This is a genomic window from Paraburkholderia ginsengisoli NBRC 100965 (assembly GCF_000739735.1).
Classification (GTDB): domain Bacteria; phylum Pseudomonadota; class Gammaproteobacteria; order Burkholderiales; family Burkholderiaceae; genus Paraburkholderia; species Paraburkholderia ginsengisoli.
The window spans coordinates 80,484-97,833 of record NZ_BBJF01000009.1 but is presented as its reverse complement, the minus strand read 5'-3'; the positions used below and the strand labels follow the sequence as shown (position 1 = coordinate 97,833).

At 64.6% G+C, this 17,350-nt stretch carries 12 protein-coding genes, 1 tRNA gene and 2 riboswitches; of the genes, 4 read left to right on the top strand and 9 right to left on the bottom strand.

What is annotated here, in order from left to right:
* Positions 1 to 86: 86 nt before the first annotated feature.
* The gene (locus BGI01S_RS17155; RefSeq protein ID WP_042327166.1) at positions 87 to 1,235 is read left to right on the top strand and encodes a branched-chain amino acid ABC transporter substrate-binding protein; all 1,149 of its coding nucleotides are present in this window, start codon (positions 87 to 89) and stop codon (positions 1,233 to 1,235) included.
* Between the two features lie 116 nt (positions 1,236 to 1,351).
* Here BGI01S_RS17155 and BGI01S_RS17150 read toward each other — a convergent pair whose 3' ends face one another.
* The 8 genes from BGI01S_RS17150 to BGI01S_RS17115 form a co-directional block, all read right to left on the bottom strand.
* Positions 1,352 to 3,070, bottom strand: coding sequence for a thiamine pyrophosphate-binding protein (locus BGI01S_RS17150; RefSeq protein ID WP_042327165.1), 1,719 nt, complete (start codon positions 3,068 to 3,070; stop codon positions 1,352 to 1,354).
* 195 nt (positions 3,071 to 3,265) lie between these two features.
* Entirely contained in the window at positions 3,266 to 4,654 is a 1,389-nt protein-coding gene (locus tag BGI01S_RS17145) for an L-serine ammonia-lyase (RefSeq protein WP_042327164.1), read from the bottom strand.
* Between the two features lie 27 nt (positions 4,655 to 4,681).
* On the bottom strand, positions 4,682 to 5,812 hold the full coding sequence (locus tag BGI01S_RS17140; protein ID WP_042327163.1) for an alginate lyase family protein: 1,131 nt from the start codon (positions 5,810 to 5,812) through the stop codon (positions 4,682 to 4,684).
* 128 nt (positions 5,813 to 5,940) lie between these two features.
* The gene (gene gcvP, locus BGI01S_RS17135) at positions 5,941 to 8,877 is read right to left on the bottom strand and encodes an aminomethyl-transferring glycine dehydrogenase (RefSeq protein ID WP_042327162.1); all 2,937 of its coding nucleotides are present in this window, start codon (positions 8,875 to 8,877) and stop codon (positions 5,941 to 5,943) included.
* Between the two features lie 82 nt (positions 8,878 to 8,959).
* Positions 8,960 to 9,340 (bottom strand): glycine cleavage system protein GcvH, encoded by a 381-nt coding sequence (gene gcvH, locus BGI01S_RS17130; protein ID WP_042327161.1) that lies wholly within the window; start codon positions 9,338 to 9,340, stop codon positions 8,960 to 8,962.
* 63 nt (positions 9,341 to 9,403) lie between these two features.
* On the bottom strand, positions 9,404 to 10,522 hold the full coding sequence (gcvT, locus tag BGI01S_RS17125) for a glycine cleavage system aminomethyltransferase GcvT (RefSeq protein ID WP_042327160.1): 1,119 nt from the start codon (positions 10,520 to 10,522) through the stop codon (positions 9,404 to 9,406).
* Positions 10,523 to 10,602: 80 nt separating this feature from the next.
* Positions 10,603 to 10,757, bottom strand: a riboswitch (glycine riboswitch).
* Positions 10,758 to 10,791: 34 nt separating this feature from the next.
* Positions 10,792 to 10,892, bottom strand: a riboswitch (glycine riboswitch).
* Between the two features lie 139 nt (positions 10,893 to 11,031).
* Positions 11,032 to 11,379: a hypothetical protein gene (locus BGI01S_RS17120; protein WP_042327159.1), complete on the bottom strand. Its 348-nt coding sequence runs from the start codon at positions 11,377 to 11,379 to the stop codon at positions 11,032 to 11,034.
* A gap of 195 nt (positions 11,380 to 11,574) precedes the next feature.
* Complete coding sequence (locus BGI01S_RS17115; protein WP_042327158.1) at positions 11,575 to 12,624, bottom strand: oxidoreductase; 1,050 nt, start codon at positions 12,622 to 12,624, stop codon at positions 11,575 to 11,577.
* Between the two features lie 370 nt (positions 12,625 to 12,994).
* Between BGI01S_RS17115 and BGI01S_RS17110 the strand changes: the two genes are divergently transcribed.
* Complete coding sequence (locus BGI01S_RS17110) at positions 12,995 to 15,085, top strand: UvrD-helicase domain-containing protein (RefSeq protein WP_042327157.1); 2,091 nt, start codon at positions 12,995 to 12,997, stop codon at positions 15,083 to 15,085.
* 182 nt (positions 15,086 to 15,267) lie between these two features.
* Complete coding sequence (locus BGI01S_RS17105) at positions 15,268 to 15,855, top strand: hypothetical protein (RefSeq protein ID WP_042327156.1); 588 nt, start codon at positions 15,268 to 15,270, stop codon at positions 15,853 to 15,855.
* 99 nt (positions 15,856 to 15,954) lie between these two features.
* On the opposite strand, the gene BGI01S_RS17100 is transcribed toward BGI01S_RS17105, so the two are convergent.
* Complete coding sequence (locus BGI01S_RS17100) at positions 15,955 to 16,854, bottom strand: c-type cytochrome (RefSeq protein WP_042327155.1); 900 nt, start codon at positions 16,852 to 16,854, stop codon at positions 15,955 to 15,957.
* Positions 16,855 to 17,129: 275 nt separating this feature from the next.
* Here BGI01S_RS17100 and BGI01S_RS17095 point away from each other — a divergent pair.
* Positions 17,130 to 17,205: transfer RNA gene (locus BGI01S_RS17095), tRNA-Arg, on the top strand.
* Positions 17,206 to 17,350 lie beyond the last annotated feature (145 nt).

Sequence of the window (17,350 nt, the reverse complement as noted above, 5' to 3'; positions counted from 1 at the left end):
CGAACCTCTTTCGATCCCTCAATAAAACGGAAGCGGTACGGCGACCCCGATATCGCTCCACTTACACCTGGTACCAAGGAGAAGCTATGCAACACAAGATGAAACAGCTGGCAGGCGCAGCGCTGGTTGCAGCAATGTCGCTGGCGGGGACGGCCAACGCTCAATCGACGGAAGACGTGAAGGTGGGTTTCGCCGGTCCGATGACGGGCGCGCAGGCTCACTATGGCAAGGACTTCCAGAACGGCATCACGCTGGCAGTGGAAGAGATGAACGCGACCAAGCCGGTGATCGGCGGCAAGCCGGTTCGCTTCGTGTTGGATGCGGCCGACGACCAGGCTGACCCGCGCACCGGCACGACCGTCGCGCAGAAGCTCGTGGACGACGGCATCAAGGGCATGCTCGGTCACTTCAATTCGGGCACGACGATTCCGGCTTCGCGCATCTACGCGAACGCGGGCATCCCGCAGATCGCGATGGCGACCGCGCCGGAATACACGCAGCAAGGCTTCAAGACCACGTTCCGCATGATGACGTCCGACACGCAACAAGGCTCGGTCGCCGGCTCGTTCGCGGTGAAGAACCTCGGCATGAAGAAGATTGCGATCGTCGACGACCGCACGGCTTACGGCCAGGGTCTTGCCGATCAGTTCGAAAAGGCAGCGAAGGCGGCGGGCGCGACGATCGTCGATCGTGAATACACGAACGACAAAGCTGTCGACTTCAAGTCGATCCTGACCAAGCTGAAGTCGGCCAACCCGGACCTGATCTACTACGGCGGCGCGGATTCGCAAGCGGCACCGATGGTCAAGCAGATGAAGCAGCTCGGTGTGAAGGCGCCGCTGATGGGCGGCGAAATGGTTCACACGCCGACCTTCATCAAGCTCGCGGGTGACGCGGCGAATGGCACGGTGGCATCGCTCGCCGGCCTGCCGCTGGAAGAAATGCCGGGCGGCAAGGACTACGTCGCGAAGTACAAGAAGCGCTTCAACGAAGACGTGCAAACGTACTCGCCGTACGCTTATGACGGCGCGATGGCGATGTTCGCCGCGATGAAGAGCGCGAACTCGACCGATCCGGCGAAGTACCTGCCGGTGCTCGCGAAGACGTCGATGCCGGCGGTGACGTCGTCGAACCTCGCGTACGACGCGCGCGGCGATCTGAAGAACGGCGGCATCACGCTGTACAAGGTAGTCGACGGCAAGTGGACGACGCTGCAAAGCGTGGGCGGGAAGTAAGCAGTTTTTGCTGTCTGCCTGAGTCTCGGCGCCAGCGTGCTGGTGCTGGAAAAAACCCCGCTTCGGCGGGGTTTTTTTGTGGGGCAATTATTGCTGGCTGCTCATCCCGCGTCCCCCTACTCCCCCCGCAGCTTCCTCCCCTGCTCACGAATCTGCTCCAACGTCGCTCCCGGCGTACTCGCTTCCTGCGGCATCCGAATCTCGATCACCGCCGCGCGCTGCGCGTTCATCGCGCGTTGCAACGCAGGCAGAAAATCCTCTGTCCGTTCCACCGTGTCGCCATGCGCGCCGAACGATCGCGCGAACGCTGCGAAGTCCGGATTCGTGAGCCCGGTGCCATGCACGCGGTTCGGATAGTGCCGCTCCTGATGCATCCGGATCGTGCCGAAGTGACTGTTGTTCACGACAATGAACAGCACATGCAGGTCATACTGCATCGCCGTCGCCAATTCCTGCGCGGCCATCATGAAGCAGCCGTCGCCGGCGAGCGCGACCACCGCGCGCTGCGGATACATCGACTTCGCCGCGATCGCCGCCGGCACGCCGTAGCCCATCGCGCCGCTCGTCGGCGCGAGCTGCGAGCGATAGTGTCGATACGAGAAATGCCGATGCAGCCACGTCGCGTAATTGCCCGCGCCGTTCGTGAGGATCGCGTCGTCTGGTAGATGCGCGCGCAGTTGCTGAATCACTTCGCCCATTTGCACGTCGCCGGGAATCGGGCGCGGCTTGCGCCACTCGAGATACGCGCGGTGTGCGTCTTCGGCCGAGCCGCTCCAGGCCAGGGAATCGGACGACGGCTTCAACGCCGCCAGCGCCGCGGCCAGCTCCGGCATGCCGGAGACGATCGGCAGATCCGCGACGTACACGCGCCCCAACTCTTCCGCGCCTTGGTGCACATGCACGAGCGTCTGCTTCGTCTTCGGAATGTCGAGCAGCGTGTAGCCGTTCGTCGTCGCTTCGCCCAAACGTGGGCCAAGCGCGAGCAGCAGATCGGCATCGCGAATCCGCTGCGCCAGCGCCGGATTGATGCCGAGGCCGACATCGCCCGCATAGTTTGGATGCTCGTTGTCGAGCGTGTCCTGGAAGCGGAACGCGAGGCCGACCGGCAGTTGCCAGTTCTCAACGAAGCGCCGCAGGTCCGCGCACGCATCCGGCGTCCAGCCGCTGCCGCCCGCGATCACCATCGGCCGCTGCGCGCCTTCGAGCAACTCGCGCAGCTTCCCGATCTGCGCGGCCGACGGCGACGCCGCCACGCGTTGATAAGCGGGCACGCCGGCCACGGCGTCGCACGCATCGCTCAGCACGTCTTCCGGCAGCGACAGCACGACCGGCCCGGGCCGCCCGGAGGTCGCCGTGTGAAACGCATGACTCAGATATTCGGGAATGCGCCTGGGGTCATCGATTTGCGCGACCCACTTCGCCATCTGACCGAACATGCGCCGATAGTCGATTTCCTGGAAAGCCTCGCGGTCGAGATGTTCGCGCGCGCATTGACCGATCAGCAGGATCATCGGCGTGGAATCCTGAAATGCGGTATGCACGCCGATCGACGCGTGCGTCGCGCCCGGTCCACGCGTGACGAGCGCGACGCCGGGGCGTCCCGTCAGTTTGCCGACCGCTTCCGCCATGTTCGCCGCCGCAGCTTCGTGGCGGCACACGATGGTCTGGATGCGTTCGGTCTCGTCGTGCAGTGAATCCAGCACAGCGAGAAAACTTTCGCCGGGGACACAGAAGACGCGTTCGACACCATGCGTAAGCAACGCATCGACGACGAGACGCGCACCGGTGGTGCGAGCAACGTGGGAATCTGAAGCGGGAGCATTCGGCAGCGACATTGCGAAGAAGCCTCCAGGCAGTGCGTGAGTGCAATCGGATAGTGCCGCATCAACGCAACGCAACGTGAGGCGCTGGCCGATGGGCGCTTCGACAGCTTACGCCGAGCGTGCATGCGCTGTCATGGCGCAGCGCAAAGCGAATCCGCAAAAAAACGCGGACATCAGTCCGCGTCATCGTGCAACGAAGCAGTGCGTTCAGCACTCGACGATATTCACGGCCAAACCGCCCCGCGAGGTTTCCTTGTATTTGGTCTTCATATCGGCGCCAGTCTCGCGCATGGTCTTGATGACCGAATCGAGCGATACGTAGTGGCTGCCGTCGCCGCGCAACGCCATGCGCGCCGCGTTGACCGCTTTCACCGATGCCATCGCATTGCGTTCGATACACGGAATCTGCACCATCCCGCCGACCGGATCGCAGGTCAGGCCGAGGTTATGTTCCATGCCGATTTCGGCGGCGTTTTCGACCTGCTTCGGCGTGCCGCCCATCACTGCGGCTAGCGCACCGGCCGCCATCGAGCAGGCCACGCCCACCTCGCCCTGGCAGCCCACTTCCGCGCCAGAAATCGACGCGTTCAGCTTGTACAGGATGCCGATGGCCGCGGCCGTCATCAGGAAGTCGATCACGCCCTGCTGGTTCGAGCCCGGCATGAAGCGCGTGTAGTAATGCAGCACGGCAGGAATGATGCCGGCGGCGCCGTTGGTCGGCGCGGTGACGACGCGCCCGCCCGCGGCGTTTTCTTCGTTGACGGCGATCGCGTAGAGATTGATCCAGTCGATCATCGACAACGGATCGCGCAGCGCGAGTTCAGGATTGCCCGACAGCGAGCGATACAACTGCGGCGCGCGACGCTTCACCTGGAAGGGCCCGGGCAGGTTGCCGTCGGCGTCGGGGTTGTTGATCCCGCAGCCGCGCGCGACGCACGACTGCATCACGTCCCAGATTTTCAGCAAACCGGCGCGCGTCTCTTCTTCCGTGTGCCAGACGCGTTCGTTTTCCCACATCAACTGGGAGATGCTCTTGCCGGTCGACGCGCACAGTGCGAGCAACTCGTTGCCGGTGCGAAACGAATGCGGCAATTGATCGACCGCGCTTAGCACCTTCGTGTTCGGCGCGCCGGCGGTCACCACGAAGCCGCCGCCCACCGACAGATACGTCGACTCCCGCAGCGTCTCGCCTTGCGCGTCGAACGCACGCAGCTTCAGGCCGTTCGGATGCTCGGGCAGCGCCTGGCGGTAAAACGAAATGTGATCTTTCTGCACGAACGGCACGTCGTGCGTGCCGAGCAGCGCGAGTTTGCGCGACACCCGCACCGCTTCGAGCCGCTGCGCGATCGTGTCAGGATCGACGGTGTCGGGCGCGTCGCCCATCAGGCCGAGCATCACGCCGCGATCGGTGCCGTGGCCCTTGCCTGTCGCGCCGAGCGAGCCGTACAGATCCACTTTCACCGACGCGGCTGCCGCCAGCAGTCCGTCGCGTTCAAGCCCTTGAACGAACATCAGCGCCGCGCGCATCGGTCCCACCGTATGCGAACTGGACGGACCAATGCCGATTTTGAAGAGATCGAACACGCTGACTGCCATTGACTGCTCCCTGCTGATAAATAGATGTTAGCGCGCTGGCAGCGGCAAACACACGGCGAGCCACGCGGGCGGCGTCGGTGCGAGCTGTAGCGCGATGGGCGTAAAGCGTCCGTCGAGACGCGCGGCCAGATGAAACAGTTCCATCGCGTTCTTCGGGTCCCACGGACCCGCGTAGCCAGGCAAGCCGGCCTCGCGACGTTTTGCATCGAACGGGACGCTCGAATGCACGAATTCTTCATGCGTCTTGCTACCGGACGCGAACGGCGCGAGCCAGTTGAGCGCGGCCAGCAACGTAGCGCCATTGGCGCCTTTCTCCTGCAGCCAGTTGCGATTGTGGCGGCGCGCGGCGAGCGCGGCCATCACGAGCGGCTGCAGATCGTAGGTGACGTAATGCAGCGCGTCGCGTTCGCCGAAGTCGACGGTCGAGCCGTCCGGCGAGATGTTGTCGCCGACATGCTCGACGAACAGACGCTGCGCCGTGTTGATCATCTTGCGGTTGTCGAGCGTGAACGCGGCCATCGCGATCAGCTTGATCCGGTGGCTCTGCCAGTTGTTGCGGAACGTGCCTTTCAGCGGCCGCGGCTGCGCGTCGATCTGCGCGATGTAGCCGTTCGCGAGCTTCGTCAGGAACGCCATCGCGGCGTTACGCGTCTTCACCGGCAACGCGCTCGCGGTCATGTCGTACGCGAGGATCAGACCTTCGAAACGGGTTTCGTCGATCGGATTGAAACTCGGCTGATAAGTCGTGACCCACGCATACAGCAGACGGTCGACGAGTTTCAGAAAACGGTCGTCGCTGGTTGCGCGCCAGGCGAGCGCGGCGTCGCGCAGCAGATCGAGATCCTTCTCCGCTTCGACGCTCTGATCGTAGATGCCTTCATGCGGTAGCGTGCCTTCGGTGTGCAGCTTCGCGACCGCATGCGGCTGCTCGTTCAGATGAGTCTGCACGTTGCTCACGAGCGCCTTCACGCCGGGGTCGGCGTTGGTGCGCTCGCTGGTTTGCAACGCGGGCGCCGCACAGAAATTCATCGCGGCGTGCGCTTGCCGCAGCGGCAACAGCACCGCCGCGCCAGCCAGCAGCGCTACACATGTTTGCCGCCACGGACGGGCCTGCGTTGCCGCGGTCCGGCTTTGCATCGATCGCACCTTTCGCGCCATGCGAAACTCCTCGTTGGGCTGATTCGGTGTGTGATGTTAGCCGTTTGCGGCCACGAGCGACAGAAGCCCGGGCGGAACCACGCACCGCCCGGCCGCTTGCTCCGGCAGCGGGCGATACGCGGCGCTGCTTACTCGTAATCGGCGATCGGCACGCAGGAGCAGAACAGATTGCGGTCGCCGTACACATTGTCCGCACGGCCGACCGGTGGCCAGTACTTCTTCGCAATCAATGTGGGCAGCGGATACGCGGCGGTTTCGCGTGCATACGCATGCTTCCAGTCGTCGGCGATCACGACCGCCGCGGTGTGCGGCGCGTGCTTCAGCGGATTGTCCTCGCGATCCGAGCGGCCTTCTTCGACCGCACGGATTTCGTCGCGAATCGCGATCATCGCTTCGATGAAGCGGTCGAGTTCTTCCTTCGATTCCGATTCGGTCGGCTCGACCATCAGCGTGCCCGGCACCGGGAAGCTCATCGTCGGCGCGTGGAAGCCGTAGTCCGCGAGGCGTTTGGCGACGTCGTCGACGGTGATGCCACTGGTTTCCTTGAGCGGACGCAGATCGAGAATGCACTCGTGCGCGACCAGTCCGCCGGGGCCCGAATACAGCACCGGATAGTGCGGCGCGAGTTTGTTCGCGACGTAGTTCGCATTGAGGATTGCGGCTTCCGTTGCCGCGGTCAGGTTCTTCGCGCCCATCATCGCGATGTACATCCACGAGATCGGCAGGATCGACGCGGAGCCGTACGGTGCGCCCGACACCGCGCCGATGCCGTTCGGCGCGCGTTCATAGCCCGACGAGATCTGGTTCGGCAGGAACGGCGCGAGGTGCGCGCCGACGGCGACCGGACCGACACCCGGTCCGCCGCCGCCGTGCGGAATGCAGAACGTCTTGTGCAGATTCAGGTGCGAGACGTCGCCGCCGAACTGGCCCGGCGCGCACAGACCGACCATCGCGTTCATGTTCGCGCCGTCTACGTAAACCTGGCCGCCGTGCGCATGCACGATCTCGCAGATTTCGCGCACGTTCGCTTCGAACACGCCGTGCGTCGACGGATACGTGATCATGATCGCGGCGAGTTTGTCGGCGTGTTGCGCGGCCTTCTTCTTCAGGTCTTCGATATCGACGTTGCCTTGCGCGTCGCACGCGACCACCACGACCTGCATGCCGGCCATCTGCGCTGACGCCGGGTTCGTGCCGTGCGCCGAAGCGGGAATCAGGCAGACGTTGCGATGCGCTTCGCCGCGCGATGCATGGTACGCGTGGATGATCAACAGACCCGCGTACTCGCCTTGCGAGCCGGCGTTCGGTTGCAGCGACACCGCCGCATAGCCGGTTGCCGCGACCAGCATTTCTTCGAGCTGCTCGATCATTTCGCGGTAGCCGACGGTTTGCTCGGCGGGCGCGAACGGATGGATCTGACCGAATTCGGGCCACGTGACCGGCAGCATTTCCGAGGTCGCGTTCAGCTTCATCGTGCACGAGCCGAGCGGGATCATCGAACGGTCGAGCGCGAGGTCCTTGTCCGACAGACTGCGCAGATAGCGCAGCATTTCCGTTTCCGAATGGTGGCGGTTGAACACGTGATGCGTGAGGTACGCGCTGGTGCGTTCGAGCGCGGCCGGCACCGATGCGGTGTTCGATGCAGCCAATGCGGCGTCGAGCGCATCGACTTGCGGCACGTCGCTCGCGAAGGCCGCTTGCGCGAAGACCGCGAGCAGATCGGCGAGATCGTGGCGCGTAGTGGTTTCGTCAATCGACAGGCCCACTTGCGTGGCGCTCACGCGGCGCAGATTGATGCGCTTCGCCGTGGCCGCGTCGAGCAGCGCTTGCGTGCGGGCGCCGGTGTCGAACGTGAGCGTGTCGAAGAAGGTTTCGTTGACGAGCGTATAGCCGAGTTGCTTCGCGCCTTCGGCGAGCAGCGCGGCGATGCGGTTCACGCGCAGTGCGATCGTCTTCAGACCGTGCGGGCCGTGATAGACCGCGTACATGCTGGCCATGATCGCGAGCAGCGCTTGCGCGGTACATACGTTCGAGGTCGCCTTCTCACGACGGATGTGCTGTTCGCGCGTTTGCAGCGCGAGACGCAGCGCCGGATTCCCTTGCGCGTCGACAGTCACGCCGACGAGGCGACCCGGCATCTGACGCTTGAATTCGTCGCGCACCGCGAGATACGCGGCATGCGGGCCGCCGAAGCCGACCGGCACGCCGAAGCGCTGCGTATTGCCGACCGCCACGTCCGCGCCCCATTCGCCCGGCGGCGTGAGCACGGTCAGCGCGAGCAGATCGGCGGCGACCACCACGTGGCCCCCCGCTGCGTGGATCGCCTCGGTGAGCGCGCGGTAGTCGCGCACGTCGCCGTTCACGCCCGGGTATTGCAGCAGCACACCGAACGCGTTCGAGTTCGCGGCTTCGGCGGCGGGGCCGACTTTCACTTCAATGCCGACCGGCGTTGCGCGCGTCTTCACCACTTCGATGGTTTGCGGCAGCACGTCGTCGGCGACGAAGAACACGTTCGACTTCGGCTTGCCCACGCGTTGCAGCAGCGTCATCGCTTCGGCGGCGGCAGTGGCCTCGTCGAGGAGCGACGCGTTCGAGATCGCGAGACCGGTCAGGTCGACGATCATCTGCTGGAAGTTCAAGAGCGCTTCCAGACGGCCCTGCGAGATTTCCGGCTGATACGGCGTGTACGCGGTGTACCACGCCGGATTTTCCAGCACGTTGCGCAGAATCACCGTCGGCGTGTGCGCGTTGTAATAGCCCTGCCCGATGTACGAGCGGAACACCTGGTTCTTGTCCGCGAGTTCACGCAGCGCGGCGAGCGCTTCGGCCTCGCTCTTCGGTTGCGCGAAGGGGCCGAGCGGCAGCGTTTCGGTGCGGCGGATCGTCTTCGGAATCACGGCGTCGATCAGCGCGGCGCGCGACGCGAAGCCGAGGGCTTCGAGCATCGCTTGCTGGTCGGCCGAATCCGGGCCGATGTGCCGTTCGGCGAAGGCGTCATGCACTTCGAGCGCGGCGAGCGAGAGAGGAGTGCGGTTCATCAGACGATCCGGGTGTTCGAGCTTCATGGGTGTTCCTGGCGGTGCGGCGGTCCCTTTGCTTCGAGAGGGCGCGCCGCACCTGACGGGTTAAACGTAAAGGTGAATCAGATCAGGCGCCGATCGACTTGGTGTACGCGTCGGCATCGATCAGGCGATCTTGCGTCGCGTCGGCGGCGGGCTTGATCTTGAAGAGCCAGCTGTCGTACGGCGCGCTGTTGACCGAGTCGGGCGAGTCGGCCACGGCCGTGTTCGCTTCGATGATCTCGCCCGAGACCGGCGCGTAAATGTCGGAAGCGGCCTTCACCGATTCGATCACGGCGACGGTGTCGCCCGCGGTCACGGTCTTGCCCAACGCCTGGACTTCGAAGAAGACGATGTCGCCGAGCGCTTCCTGCGCGTGGTCGGTGATGCCGACCGTCAGCGTGCCGTCCGCTTCGGTGCGGACCCACTCGTGCGATTCGGTGTATTTCAGATCGGCCGGGATGCTCATCGGATGCTCCTATGCGGTGTGATTCGGTATTAGCTTAATAAAGGGGACGCGCGCGTCGGTTGTTTAAACCGCCAGCACCTTGCCGTTGCGCACGAACGGCAGTTTTACCACGCTTGCGGGAACGGCCTTGTCACGAATCTGAACGTGAACAGTGTCGCCCGGCTGCACGCCTTTCGGCACGCGCGCGAAGGCGATGGATTCCTGCATCGTCGGGGAAAAAGTGCCGCTGGTGATTTCGCCTTCGCCGTGCGGCGTGACGACCTTCTGATGAGCACGCAGCACGCCCGCAGCCTTGCCGTTTTCCTTCAGCAGGATCAGGCCGACGAACGCCGACTTCGAACCGTCGGCTTCGAGCTTGCCCTTGCCGACGAAGTCGCGCGGCGACGTGAGGTCGACGGTCCATGCGAGGCCGGCGTCGAGCGGCGACACGTGGTCGTCCATGTCCTGGCCATACAGATTCATGCCGGCTTCGAGGCGCAGCGTGTCGCGCGCGCCGAGGCCGGCCGGGCGCACGCCCTGTGCCTGCAGCGCGTTCCACAGGGATTCGACGTGGTCCGCCGGCACGATGATTTCGAAGCCGTCTTCACCGGTGTAGCCGGTGCGCGCGACGGTCAACTCGCCGAACGGCGTGTCTGCGATACGGGCAGAGTTGAACGGCTTGAGTGCTTCGGTGACGGCGCGTGCGGCCGGCACCGTTTGCCAGACTTTCTCGCGCGCGTTCGGGCCTTGCACGGCGACGATCGCGAAGTCGCGGCGCGGCGTGATGGTCAGGCCGAAGCTGCCTTCGGCGTTGAGCTGGCCGAACCAGGCGATGTCTTTGTCGGCGGTGCCGGCGTTGACGACCACGCGGAAGTGGTCTTCGCCGAAGTAATAGACGATCAGATCGTCGATCACGCCGCCGTTCGGATTCAGCAGACAGGAGTAGAGTGCGCGGCCCGGCGTTTGCAGCTTGCCGACGTTGTTGGCCAGCGCGTATTCGAAGAACGCGCGCACGCGCTCGCCGGTGAAATCGACCACGCACATGTGCGAGACGTCGAACATGCCGGCGTCGGTGCGCACGGAGCGATGTTCCTCGATCTGCGAGCCGTAGTTGACGGGCATGTCCCAGCCGCCGAAGTCGACCATGCGGGCATTGAGCGCACGGTGAGTGGCGTTGAGCGGGGTGTGTTTGAGTTCGGTCATGGGGCCTCGGGCATCTCGCGAAACAAAAAAGGCCATGCGGCGCTACGCCTCGCGGCGATGTGCCTGCGAGCGTGGTTCTGCATGACCCCTCTGTCCTCGATACCTGAGAGATTGCGCTACCGTGAACGTTGCTTCGTCACAGTGAAACGCGCGCCCCTTCGGTGGGCAGCTTGCCAGAATCCGCGCGATGTTGCCAAAACGCGGACGGCTACTGCCGCTCTCCAGAGTGCGAAAAACCGTTGCCTTGATACTGCGATAGGGTGGGTTTTTCGACGCGGTCGGTCCTTTTGCCTGAGAGTTTGCGGGTGTGCCCCTTCGGCGGCGCGGCCTGCGATATTCGGCGGCCAGCGCGCTCTCCCGACGCGTGCGGCGAATGTACGCGACGGCCGGGGGCTTGTCAAATAAAGGCCTGCGGCCCGCATGGCGGTGGGCGCGGCGCGGTGTCGGCGTCAAAAAAGCGCGTGTTGGCCACGCCCACACCGCCGCTTCGATGACGCAAACGGCAGCGCTTACTCGCCGATCGCGTGCGCCGCGTTATCCAGTTCCTGGTTCAGCACGCGCTGTTCGTCGGAGGTGAGGCCGCCGTTGTGTTGCGCGGCCATGTCGTGCGCTTCCCGGCGGATCACGTCGAGCCGATGATGCAGCGACGCGCCTTGCGGTGGCGGGTAGTCGCCCTGATTCATGCGTTTGTCGATGCGGCGGCCGAGACTGTCGATCCGGCCTTCGACCTGACGCAGACGCTGATCTGCGATTTGCTGCTGGGTGGGGCGCGGCGCCGGAGCGGGCGGTGTCGCCACGCACGCGGCGAGTGAACTGAGCAGCGTGCATGCTGCAAGGGCGCGGGTGAGGCGAGGCATGGACTCTCCGGAAGTCGTTGTCGGGGATGGGGCTACTCGCGTAGCAACGGATGATCGCGGCGGTGCGCTGACCGGGGAGGCGGGCTGAGTTGTAACGTTATGTTCCTTTCGGGGACGTCAGATTCTGGCCCGCGCGGCGCAGACGGCAAGGGCGCTTTTTAGGTACACAAGCCGGCGCGCCGCGCAGTCGAACCCTCAGCGAATACGCTCGAACGGCAGGCGCACGCCTTCTTCCGAGCTGCGGGCGGCGAGCTCGATGATGGTCATGACGTCGACCGCATCCTGCGGTCTGACAGGGAACGCGACGCCGTTCTGAATGGCATCGGCCAGTGCGATATAGAAGCCGGCGTAGTCGCCATTGCGCGTCGGGACTTCGCGTTCGACTTCCTGGTCGCCTTCCCGCACACGCAACACACCGGCAGTATTGCCGGCGCCGAAGCCTTCGTCGCCGGGGCGCAGACCGGCCTTCAACTGGTCTTCCTGCGTGTCGAGCCCGTACTTCACATAGCTGCCTCGCGTGCCGTGGATCGCAAAGCGCGGCGCGACCAGCGCGGTCAACGCGCTCGCGTGCAGCACCACTTCGAACTCGCCGTAGCCAAGCTGAATATGCACATAGTCCGGCGCGCCGGCCTGGTCGCGATGCGCGCGCACCGTCGCCGAGACCGTCTTCGGTGCGCCGAACAGCGCCAGCGCCTGGTCGATCAGATGCGGCCCGAGATCGAACAGCAACCCGCCGCCGCGCGACGCCTCTTCGCGCCAACGCTGTCGAACTTCCGGCCGGAAACGGTCGAAATGCGATTCGTATTGCGTGACGCGCCCCAGTTCGACGCGGGCGAGCAGATCGCGCACGGTCAGAAAATCGCCGTCCCAGCGACGATTGTGGAACGGCACGAACAGCTTGCCGCGCGCGAGCGCGATGTTGGCGAGCGTGTGGGCATCGGCGGCGGTGAGCGTGACCGGCTTGTCGACCACCACGTGTTTGCCCGCTTCCAGCGTGCGGCGCGCGAGGTCGAAGTGCGTGTCGTTGGGCGTCGCGATCACGACGCAGTCGATGTCGTCGAGCGCGAGCAGCGCGTCGAGATCGGCCACGACTTTCGCGTGCGGATAGTCGGCAAGCGCCCGCTCAGGCTGGCCCGTTGCGATGGCGGCGACGCTCGTGCGCCCGCAATGCGCGATCACCGGCGCATGGAAGGTCGCGCCAGCAAAACCGTAGCCCATCAATCCAATCTTTAGCGATCCGGACATGCGTGTCTTCCTGCAAAAACGCGCGCCGCTTTGCCACCGCGGCGACGGCGCGCAACGCCGTAATTGTGGCACGTCCTGAAGGCGGACCGTTAGCGTCGTCGCGGGGGATTCGTGGTGAGCCGTGTGGGTGAGACGCGGGTAGCCGCCCGGGCGTTCGTCGAGGCATCGGCGGTAAGCATCCGTGTTAACATCGCTCCTCTCGCGCGAATCGGGCGCCGACCGGAACGTCCTCGCACCCCGCAAGGCGCCCGTTCCCGCCGACGCCGCCGCGCAGCATGCCCCCGGGCCTTCAGCCGGCGAATTCGCGCCGACGCGCCCTCGATCGCCGCTTCTAACCGCCGCTTCTAACCGCATCACCCATCCACAGACGATGTCCGCAGGCCTGAACCCCGCTCAAAATGAAGCGGTCCGTTATCTCGACGGTCCGTGTCTCGTGCTCGCCGGTGCAGGCAGCGGCAAGACGCGCGTGATCACGCAGAAAATCGCGCACCTGATCGAAGCCAAAGGCTTCGAGCCGCGCCACATCGCCGCCGTCACGTTCACGAACAAGGCCGCGGCAGAAATGCGCGAGCGCGTCGGCAAGCTGCTCGAAGGCAAGACGCTGACCACGCCCGGCAAGGAAGGCCGCAAGGTGCCCGTCAATCAGTTGACGGTCTGCACGTTCCATTCGCTCGGCGTGCAGATTCTGCGGCAGGAAGCGGAACACGTCGGCCTGAAGCCGCAGTTTTCGATCATGGATTCGGACGACTGTTTCGGCATGATCCAGGAGCAGGTCGGCTCGACGGACAAGGGCTTCATCCGCAAGATCCAGTCGATCATCTCACTGTGGAAGAACGGTCTGATCATGCCCGAAGAGGCGATCGCGATCGCCGCGAACGAGGACGAGCATCAGGCCGCGATCGTCTACCGCAACTATGTGGCGACGCTGCACGCCTATCAGGCGGTCGATTTCGACGACCTGATCCGCCTGCCCGCCGAACTCTTCGCGAAGAACGAGCAGGTGCGCGACCGTTGGCAGAACAAGCTGCGTTATCTGCTGATCGACGAGTACCAGGACACCAACGCATGCCAGTACGAACTCGTGAAGCTGCTCGCCGGCAAGCGTGCCGCGTTCACGGCGGTCGGCGACGATGACCAGGCGATTTACGGCTGGCGCGGCGCGACACTCGAAAATCTCGGCCAGCTCAGCAAGGATTTTCCGAAGCTGCACCTGATCAAGCTCGAACAGAATTACCGGTCGACGGTGCGCATTCTGACGGCCGCGAACAACGTGATCGCGAACAACCCGAAGCTGTTCGAAAAGAAGTTGTGGTCCGAACACGGGATGGGTGACACGATTACCGTCACCGGCTGCAACGACGAAGAGCACGAGGCCGAGTCGGTGGTGTTCCGCCTGTCCGCGCACAAGTTCGAACGGCGCGCGAATTTCCGCGACTACGCGATCCTGTATCGCGGCAACTTCCAGGCGCGCATCTTCGAGCAGGTGTTGCGCCGCGAGCGGATTCCATACGTGCTGTCCGGCGGCCAGTCGTTTTTCGACAAAGCCGAGATCAAGGACATCTGCGCGTATCTGCGGTTGATCGCCAACGCGAACGACGACCCCGCGTTCATCCGCGCGATCACCACGCCGCGTCGCGGCGTCGGTAATACGACGCTCGAAGCGCTCGGTTCGTTCGCGGGCCAGGCGAAGGTGTCGCTGTTCGAGGCCGTGTACATGGGCGGCATCGAAGCGCGCCTGTCGCCGCGTCAGATCGAACCGATGCGCGTGTTCTGCGACTTCATGCAACGCCTCACCGATCGCGCGGAGAAGGACGCGGCCGGCACGCTGCTCGACGAGTTGATGGACGCGATCCACTACGAGGCGTACTTGTACGATGCGTTCGATGAACGTCAGGCGCAGGCCAAATGGCAGAACGTGCTGGAGTTCATGGAGTGGTTGAAACGCAAGGGCACCAAGGCCGAACCCGAGGGTGGCGCGAATAGCGAAGCGACCGGCTACGATACCGCCGACGGTTTCGGCGACACCGGCAAGAACCTGCTCGGCCTGATCCAGACCGTCGCGCTGATGTCGATGCTCGAAGGCCGCGAGGAAGATCCGGATGCGGTGCGGCTCTCGACCGTGCATGCGTCGAAGGGGCTGGAGTATCCGCACGTGTTTCTGGTGGGCGTCGAGGAAGGCATCATGCCGCATCGCGGCGGCCCCGACGACGAACCGATCGACGACGCGCGCATCGAGGAAGAACGACGGCTGATGTACGTCGCGATCACGCGGGCACAGCGCAGTTTGCATCTGAACTGGTGCAAGAAGCGCAAGCGCGCGCGGGAGACCGTGGTGTGCGAGCCGTCGCGCTTTATCCCCGAAATGCTGCTCGACGATGCACCGCCGCCGACGCCGGAAGAAGCGCCAATGTCGCCGAAGGATCGGTTGGCGAGTTTGAAGGCGTTGTTGCAGAAGCCTTGAGGCGATCACGCGGACGCGGTGCGCGTTTTCTGTTGCGCGCCGTCTCGCTGTGTTCCATTGCGTTCGTCCGTTCGCAAGACCCTGCGCGTGACCTGTGCTTCGGCGGTTTTTCCGAAGGCTTGAGCTAGAGTGGCGCGGCTCGTCGACCGGAAGTCGGCGGCCGTAAATGGGAGACCGCCCGCATGACCTTGCCGCCACTCGCCGCATATCGCCGCGCACTCGACACTTATATCGACGCGAAAGACAACACGCGCGCCCGGCGCATCGCCGAAGCGTTCGCGCCGGACGCGGTGCTTACCGTCTCACTCGCGACCTCGGCGATCGCTTTTCCGGCTCGCACCGTCGGCAGCGATGCGATTGCGAAAACGCTCGTCACCGACTTCGGCGCGCAATACACGCGATGCCGGACTTACTACGTGTGTGACTCGCTTGACGTGCAAGGCGGCGTGATCGACGCGCTGCCCTGGCTGGTGGTGATGCGCGACACGGCGACCGGCGCATTGCGCATCGGCCACGGCGTGTATCGATGGACCTTCGACGAAACGCCGGCCGTCACCGATTTCGACATTCATATCGCTCGCATGGACGTGGTGCCCGATCTGGACGGCGCATTGCTCGACGCATTGCAGGAGGGCCTGGACTATCCGTGGCTCGCGCCCGCTGCGTTGCACGCGAATTTCACCGCGCTCGCTCGGCGTACGCCCGCATTGGCCTTTGCCGATGCGTTCAGCCGTCCCGCGCGCGCACCGGGCCCGCGCCATCGAGCCTGACGCATAACGCGCATCGGACATAAAAAATCCCTGCATCGCGTGACTGCATGCAGGGATTTTCCGTTCCGCGGCCGACGCCGCAAGCGGTCGCTCGATGCGTTACTTCACCGCGCTGACCATGTAGTCGACCGCCGCCTTCACGTCGGCATCCGACGCCGTCGAGCCGCCCTTCGGCGGCATTGCGCCCTTGCCATGCAGCGCGTAGTTGTAGACGGTGTCCATCGGCTCTTTCAGACGCGGCGCCCAAGCTTCCTTGTCGCCGAACTTCGGGGCGTTCAGCACGCCGGCCGCGTGACATGCCTGGCAGACCTGCTGATACAGCGCCTTGCCGGCTTGCGATGCGTCTGCGCTCTGGGCCGCGCCCGCTGCCGGCGCGGCGGCTTGCGGCACGCTGGCCATGGCTGCCATCGCCGCTGCGGCTTGGGCCGCGCCCGCGTCCGAAGCGCCTGCCGGAGCCGCGGCAGCCGCCGCGCCGGAGGCCGCCGCAGCACCCGCGGCCGGCTGAGCCGGTTCGGGGAAGCTCGCGCCAGAGTTGTTCGCCATGTAGGCCACCGCGCGGGCGATTTCGAAGTCGCTGTAGTCGTCCGGGCTGGTGCCGCCGCGCGGGGGCATCGCGCCTTTGCCGGAAAGTGCCGTGTGCCAAAGCGTGTCGAAGCCCTGCGCGATGCGCGGCGCCCAGTCGGCGGTATTCGTGAATTTCGGCGCGCCTGCCGTACCCGACGCGTGACACGCGGAGCAAACGGCCTTGTAGACTTCTTCGCCGCTCTTGAAGACGCGCGGCGCATTGGCGTCGCGAATTTCGACTTGGGCTAGCGGTTTGATGCGGGCGGTGACTTCGGCGTCGGAGAGAGAGTCGGTGCCGGCGCCGGTGCGTGTCGAATTATCGACGTAGACCGCCAGCAGCACGATGATGACGATCGGCACAGCAAACCCGGCGATGATCGCGGCGACGAGTTGCGCGGGGGTTTTGATCGGGGCTCCGTGGGGTGCTTCGCTCATGCTTGTCTCGTCTCCGTGGGTATGTGAGCGGTACAGCGCGACGGCAACTTCTTGTTCTATATCAGCCACGGACGATTATAGACGCAAGATTTCGGCGGCGGCGAGGGTGGCGCAGGGGTGTTCAGCAGGCGTTTACCCGGAGCGGGCGGGCGCAGCCGGAAGGCGGCGGATCTTGCCATGGAGGCCGCCCGGTGGACGGTATGACTGAAACCGGGTATCCTTGCGGTCTCGCATTGGCGTCGCATCCGTTCCGGTTGCCGCGCTGTCATGTTGAAGCGCCCGTAGCTCAATGGATAGAGTACTGCCCTCCGAAGGCAGGGGTTGCTGGTTCGATCCCAGCCGGGCGCACCAAGTCTCACACGGGTTTCGGGTTTTAGCTGACAATCCTCGCCCCAACTTCAAACTCCGATCTGCTCAGTTTCCTGCCCGCTGGGCAAATGCTGCGCCGCCATTGCCCAACCTTCGCACCGACCGGCCCGATTTCGCGCCACAAGCA

Bases quoted from the DNA above. Each gene is read 5' to 3' on its own strand.
- BGI01S_RS17155 (WP_042327166.1), top strand. From the start codon at position 87: ATGCAACACAAGATGAAACAGCTGGCAGGCGCAGCGCTGGTTGCAGCA.
- BGI01S_RS17150 (WP_042327165.1), bottom strand. From the start codon at position 3,070: ATGTCGCTGCCGAATGCTCCCGCTTCAGATTCCCACGTTGCTCGCACC.
- BGI01S_RS17145 (WP_042327164.1), bottom strand. From the start codon at position 4,654: ATGGCAGTCAGCGTGTTCGATCTCTTCAAAATCGGCATTGGTCCGTCC.
- BGI01S_RS17140 (WP_042327163.1), bottom strand. From the start codon at position 5,812: ATGGCGCGAAAGGTGCGATCGATGCAAAGCCGGACCGCGGCAACGCAG.
- gcvP (WP_042327162.1), bottom strand. From the start codon at position 8,877: ATGAAGCTCGAACACCCGGATCGTCTGATGAACCGCACTCCTCTCTCG.
- gcvH (WP_042327161.1), bottom strand. From the start codon at position 9,340: ATGAGCATCCCGGCCGATCTGAAATACACCGAATCGCACGAGTGGGTC.
- gcvT (WP_042327160.1), bottom strand. From the start codon at position 10,522: ATGACCGAACTCAAACACACCCCGCTCAACGCCACTCACCGTGCGCTC.
- BGI01S_RS17120 (WP_042327159.1), bottom strand. From the start codon at position 11,379: ATGCCTCGCCTCACCCGCGCCCTTGCAGCATGCACGCTGCTCAGTTCA.
- BGI01S_RS17115 (WP_042327158.1), bottom strand. From the start codon at position 12,624: ATGTCCGGATCGCTAAAGATTGGATTGATGGGCTACGGTTTTGCTGGC.
- BGI01S_RS17110 (WP_042327157.1), top strand. From the start codon at position 12,995: ATGTCCGCAGGCCTGAACCCCGCTCAAAATGAAGCGGTCCGTTATCTC.
- BGI01S_RS17105 (WP_042327156.1), top strand. From the start codon at position 15,268: ATGACCTTGCCGCCACTCGCCGCATATCGCCGCGCACTCGACACTTAT.
- BGI01S_RS17100 (WP_042327155.1), bottom strand. From the start codon at position 16,854: ATGAGCGAAGCACCCCACGGAGCCCCGATCAAAACCCCCGCGCAACTC.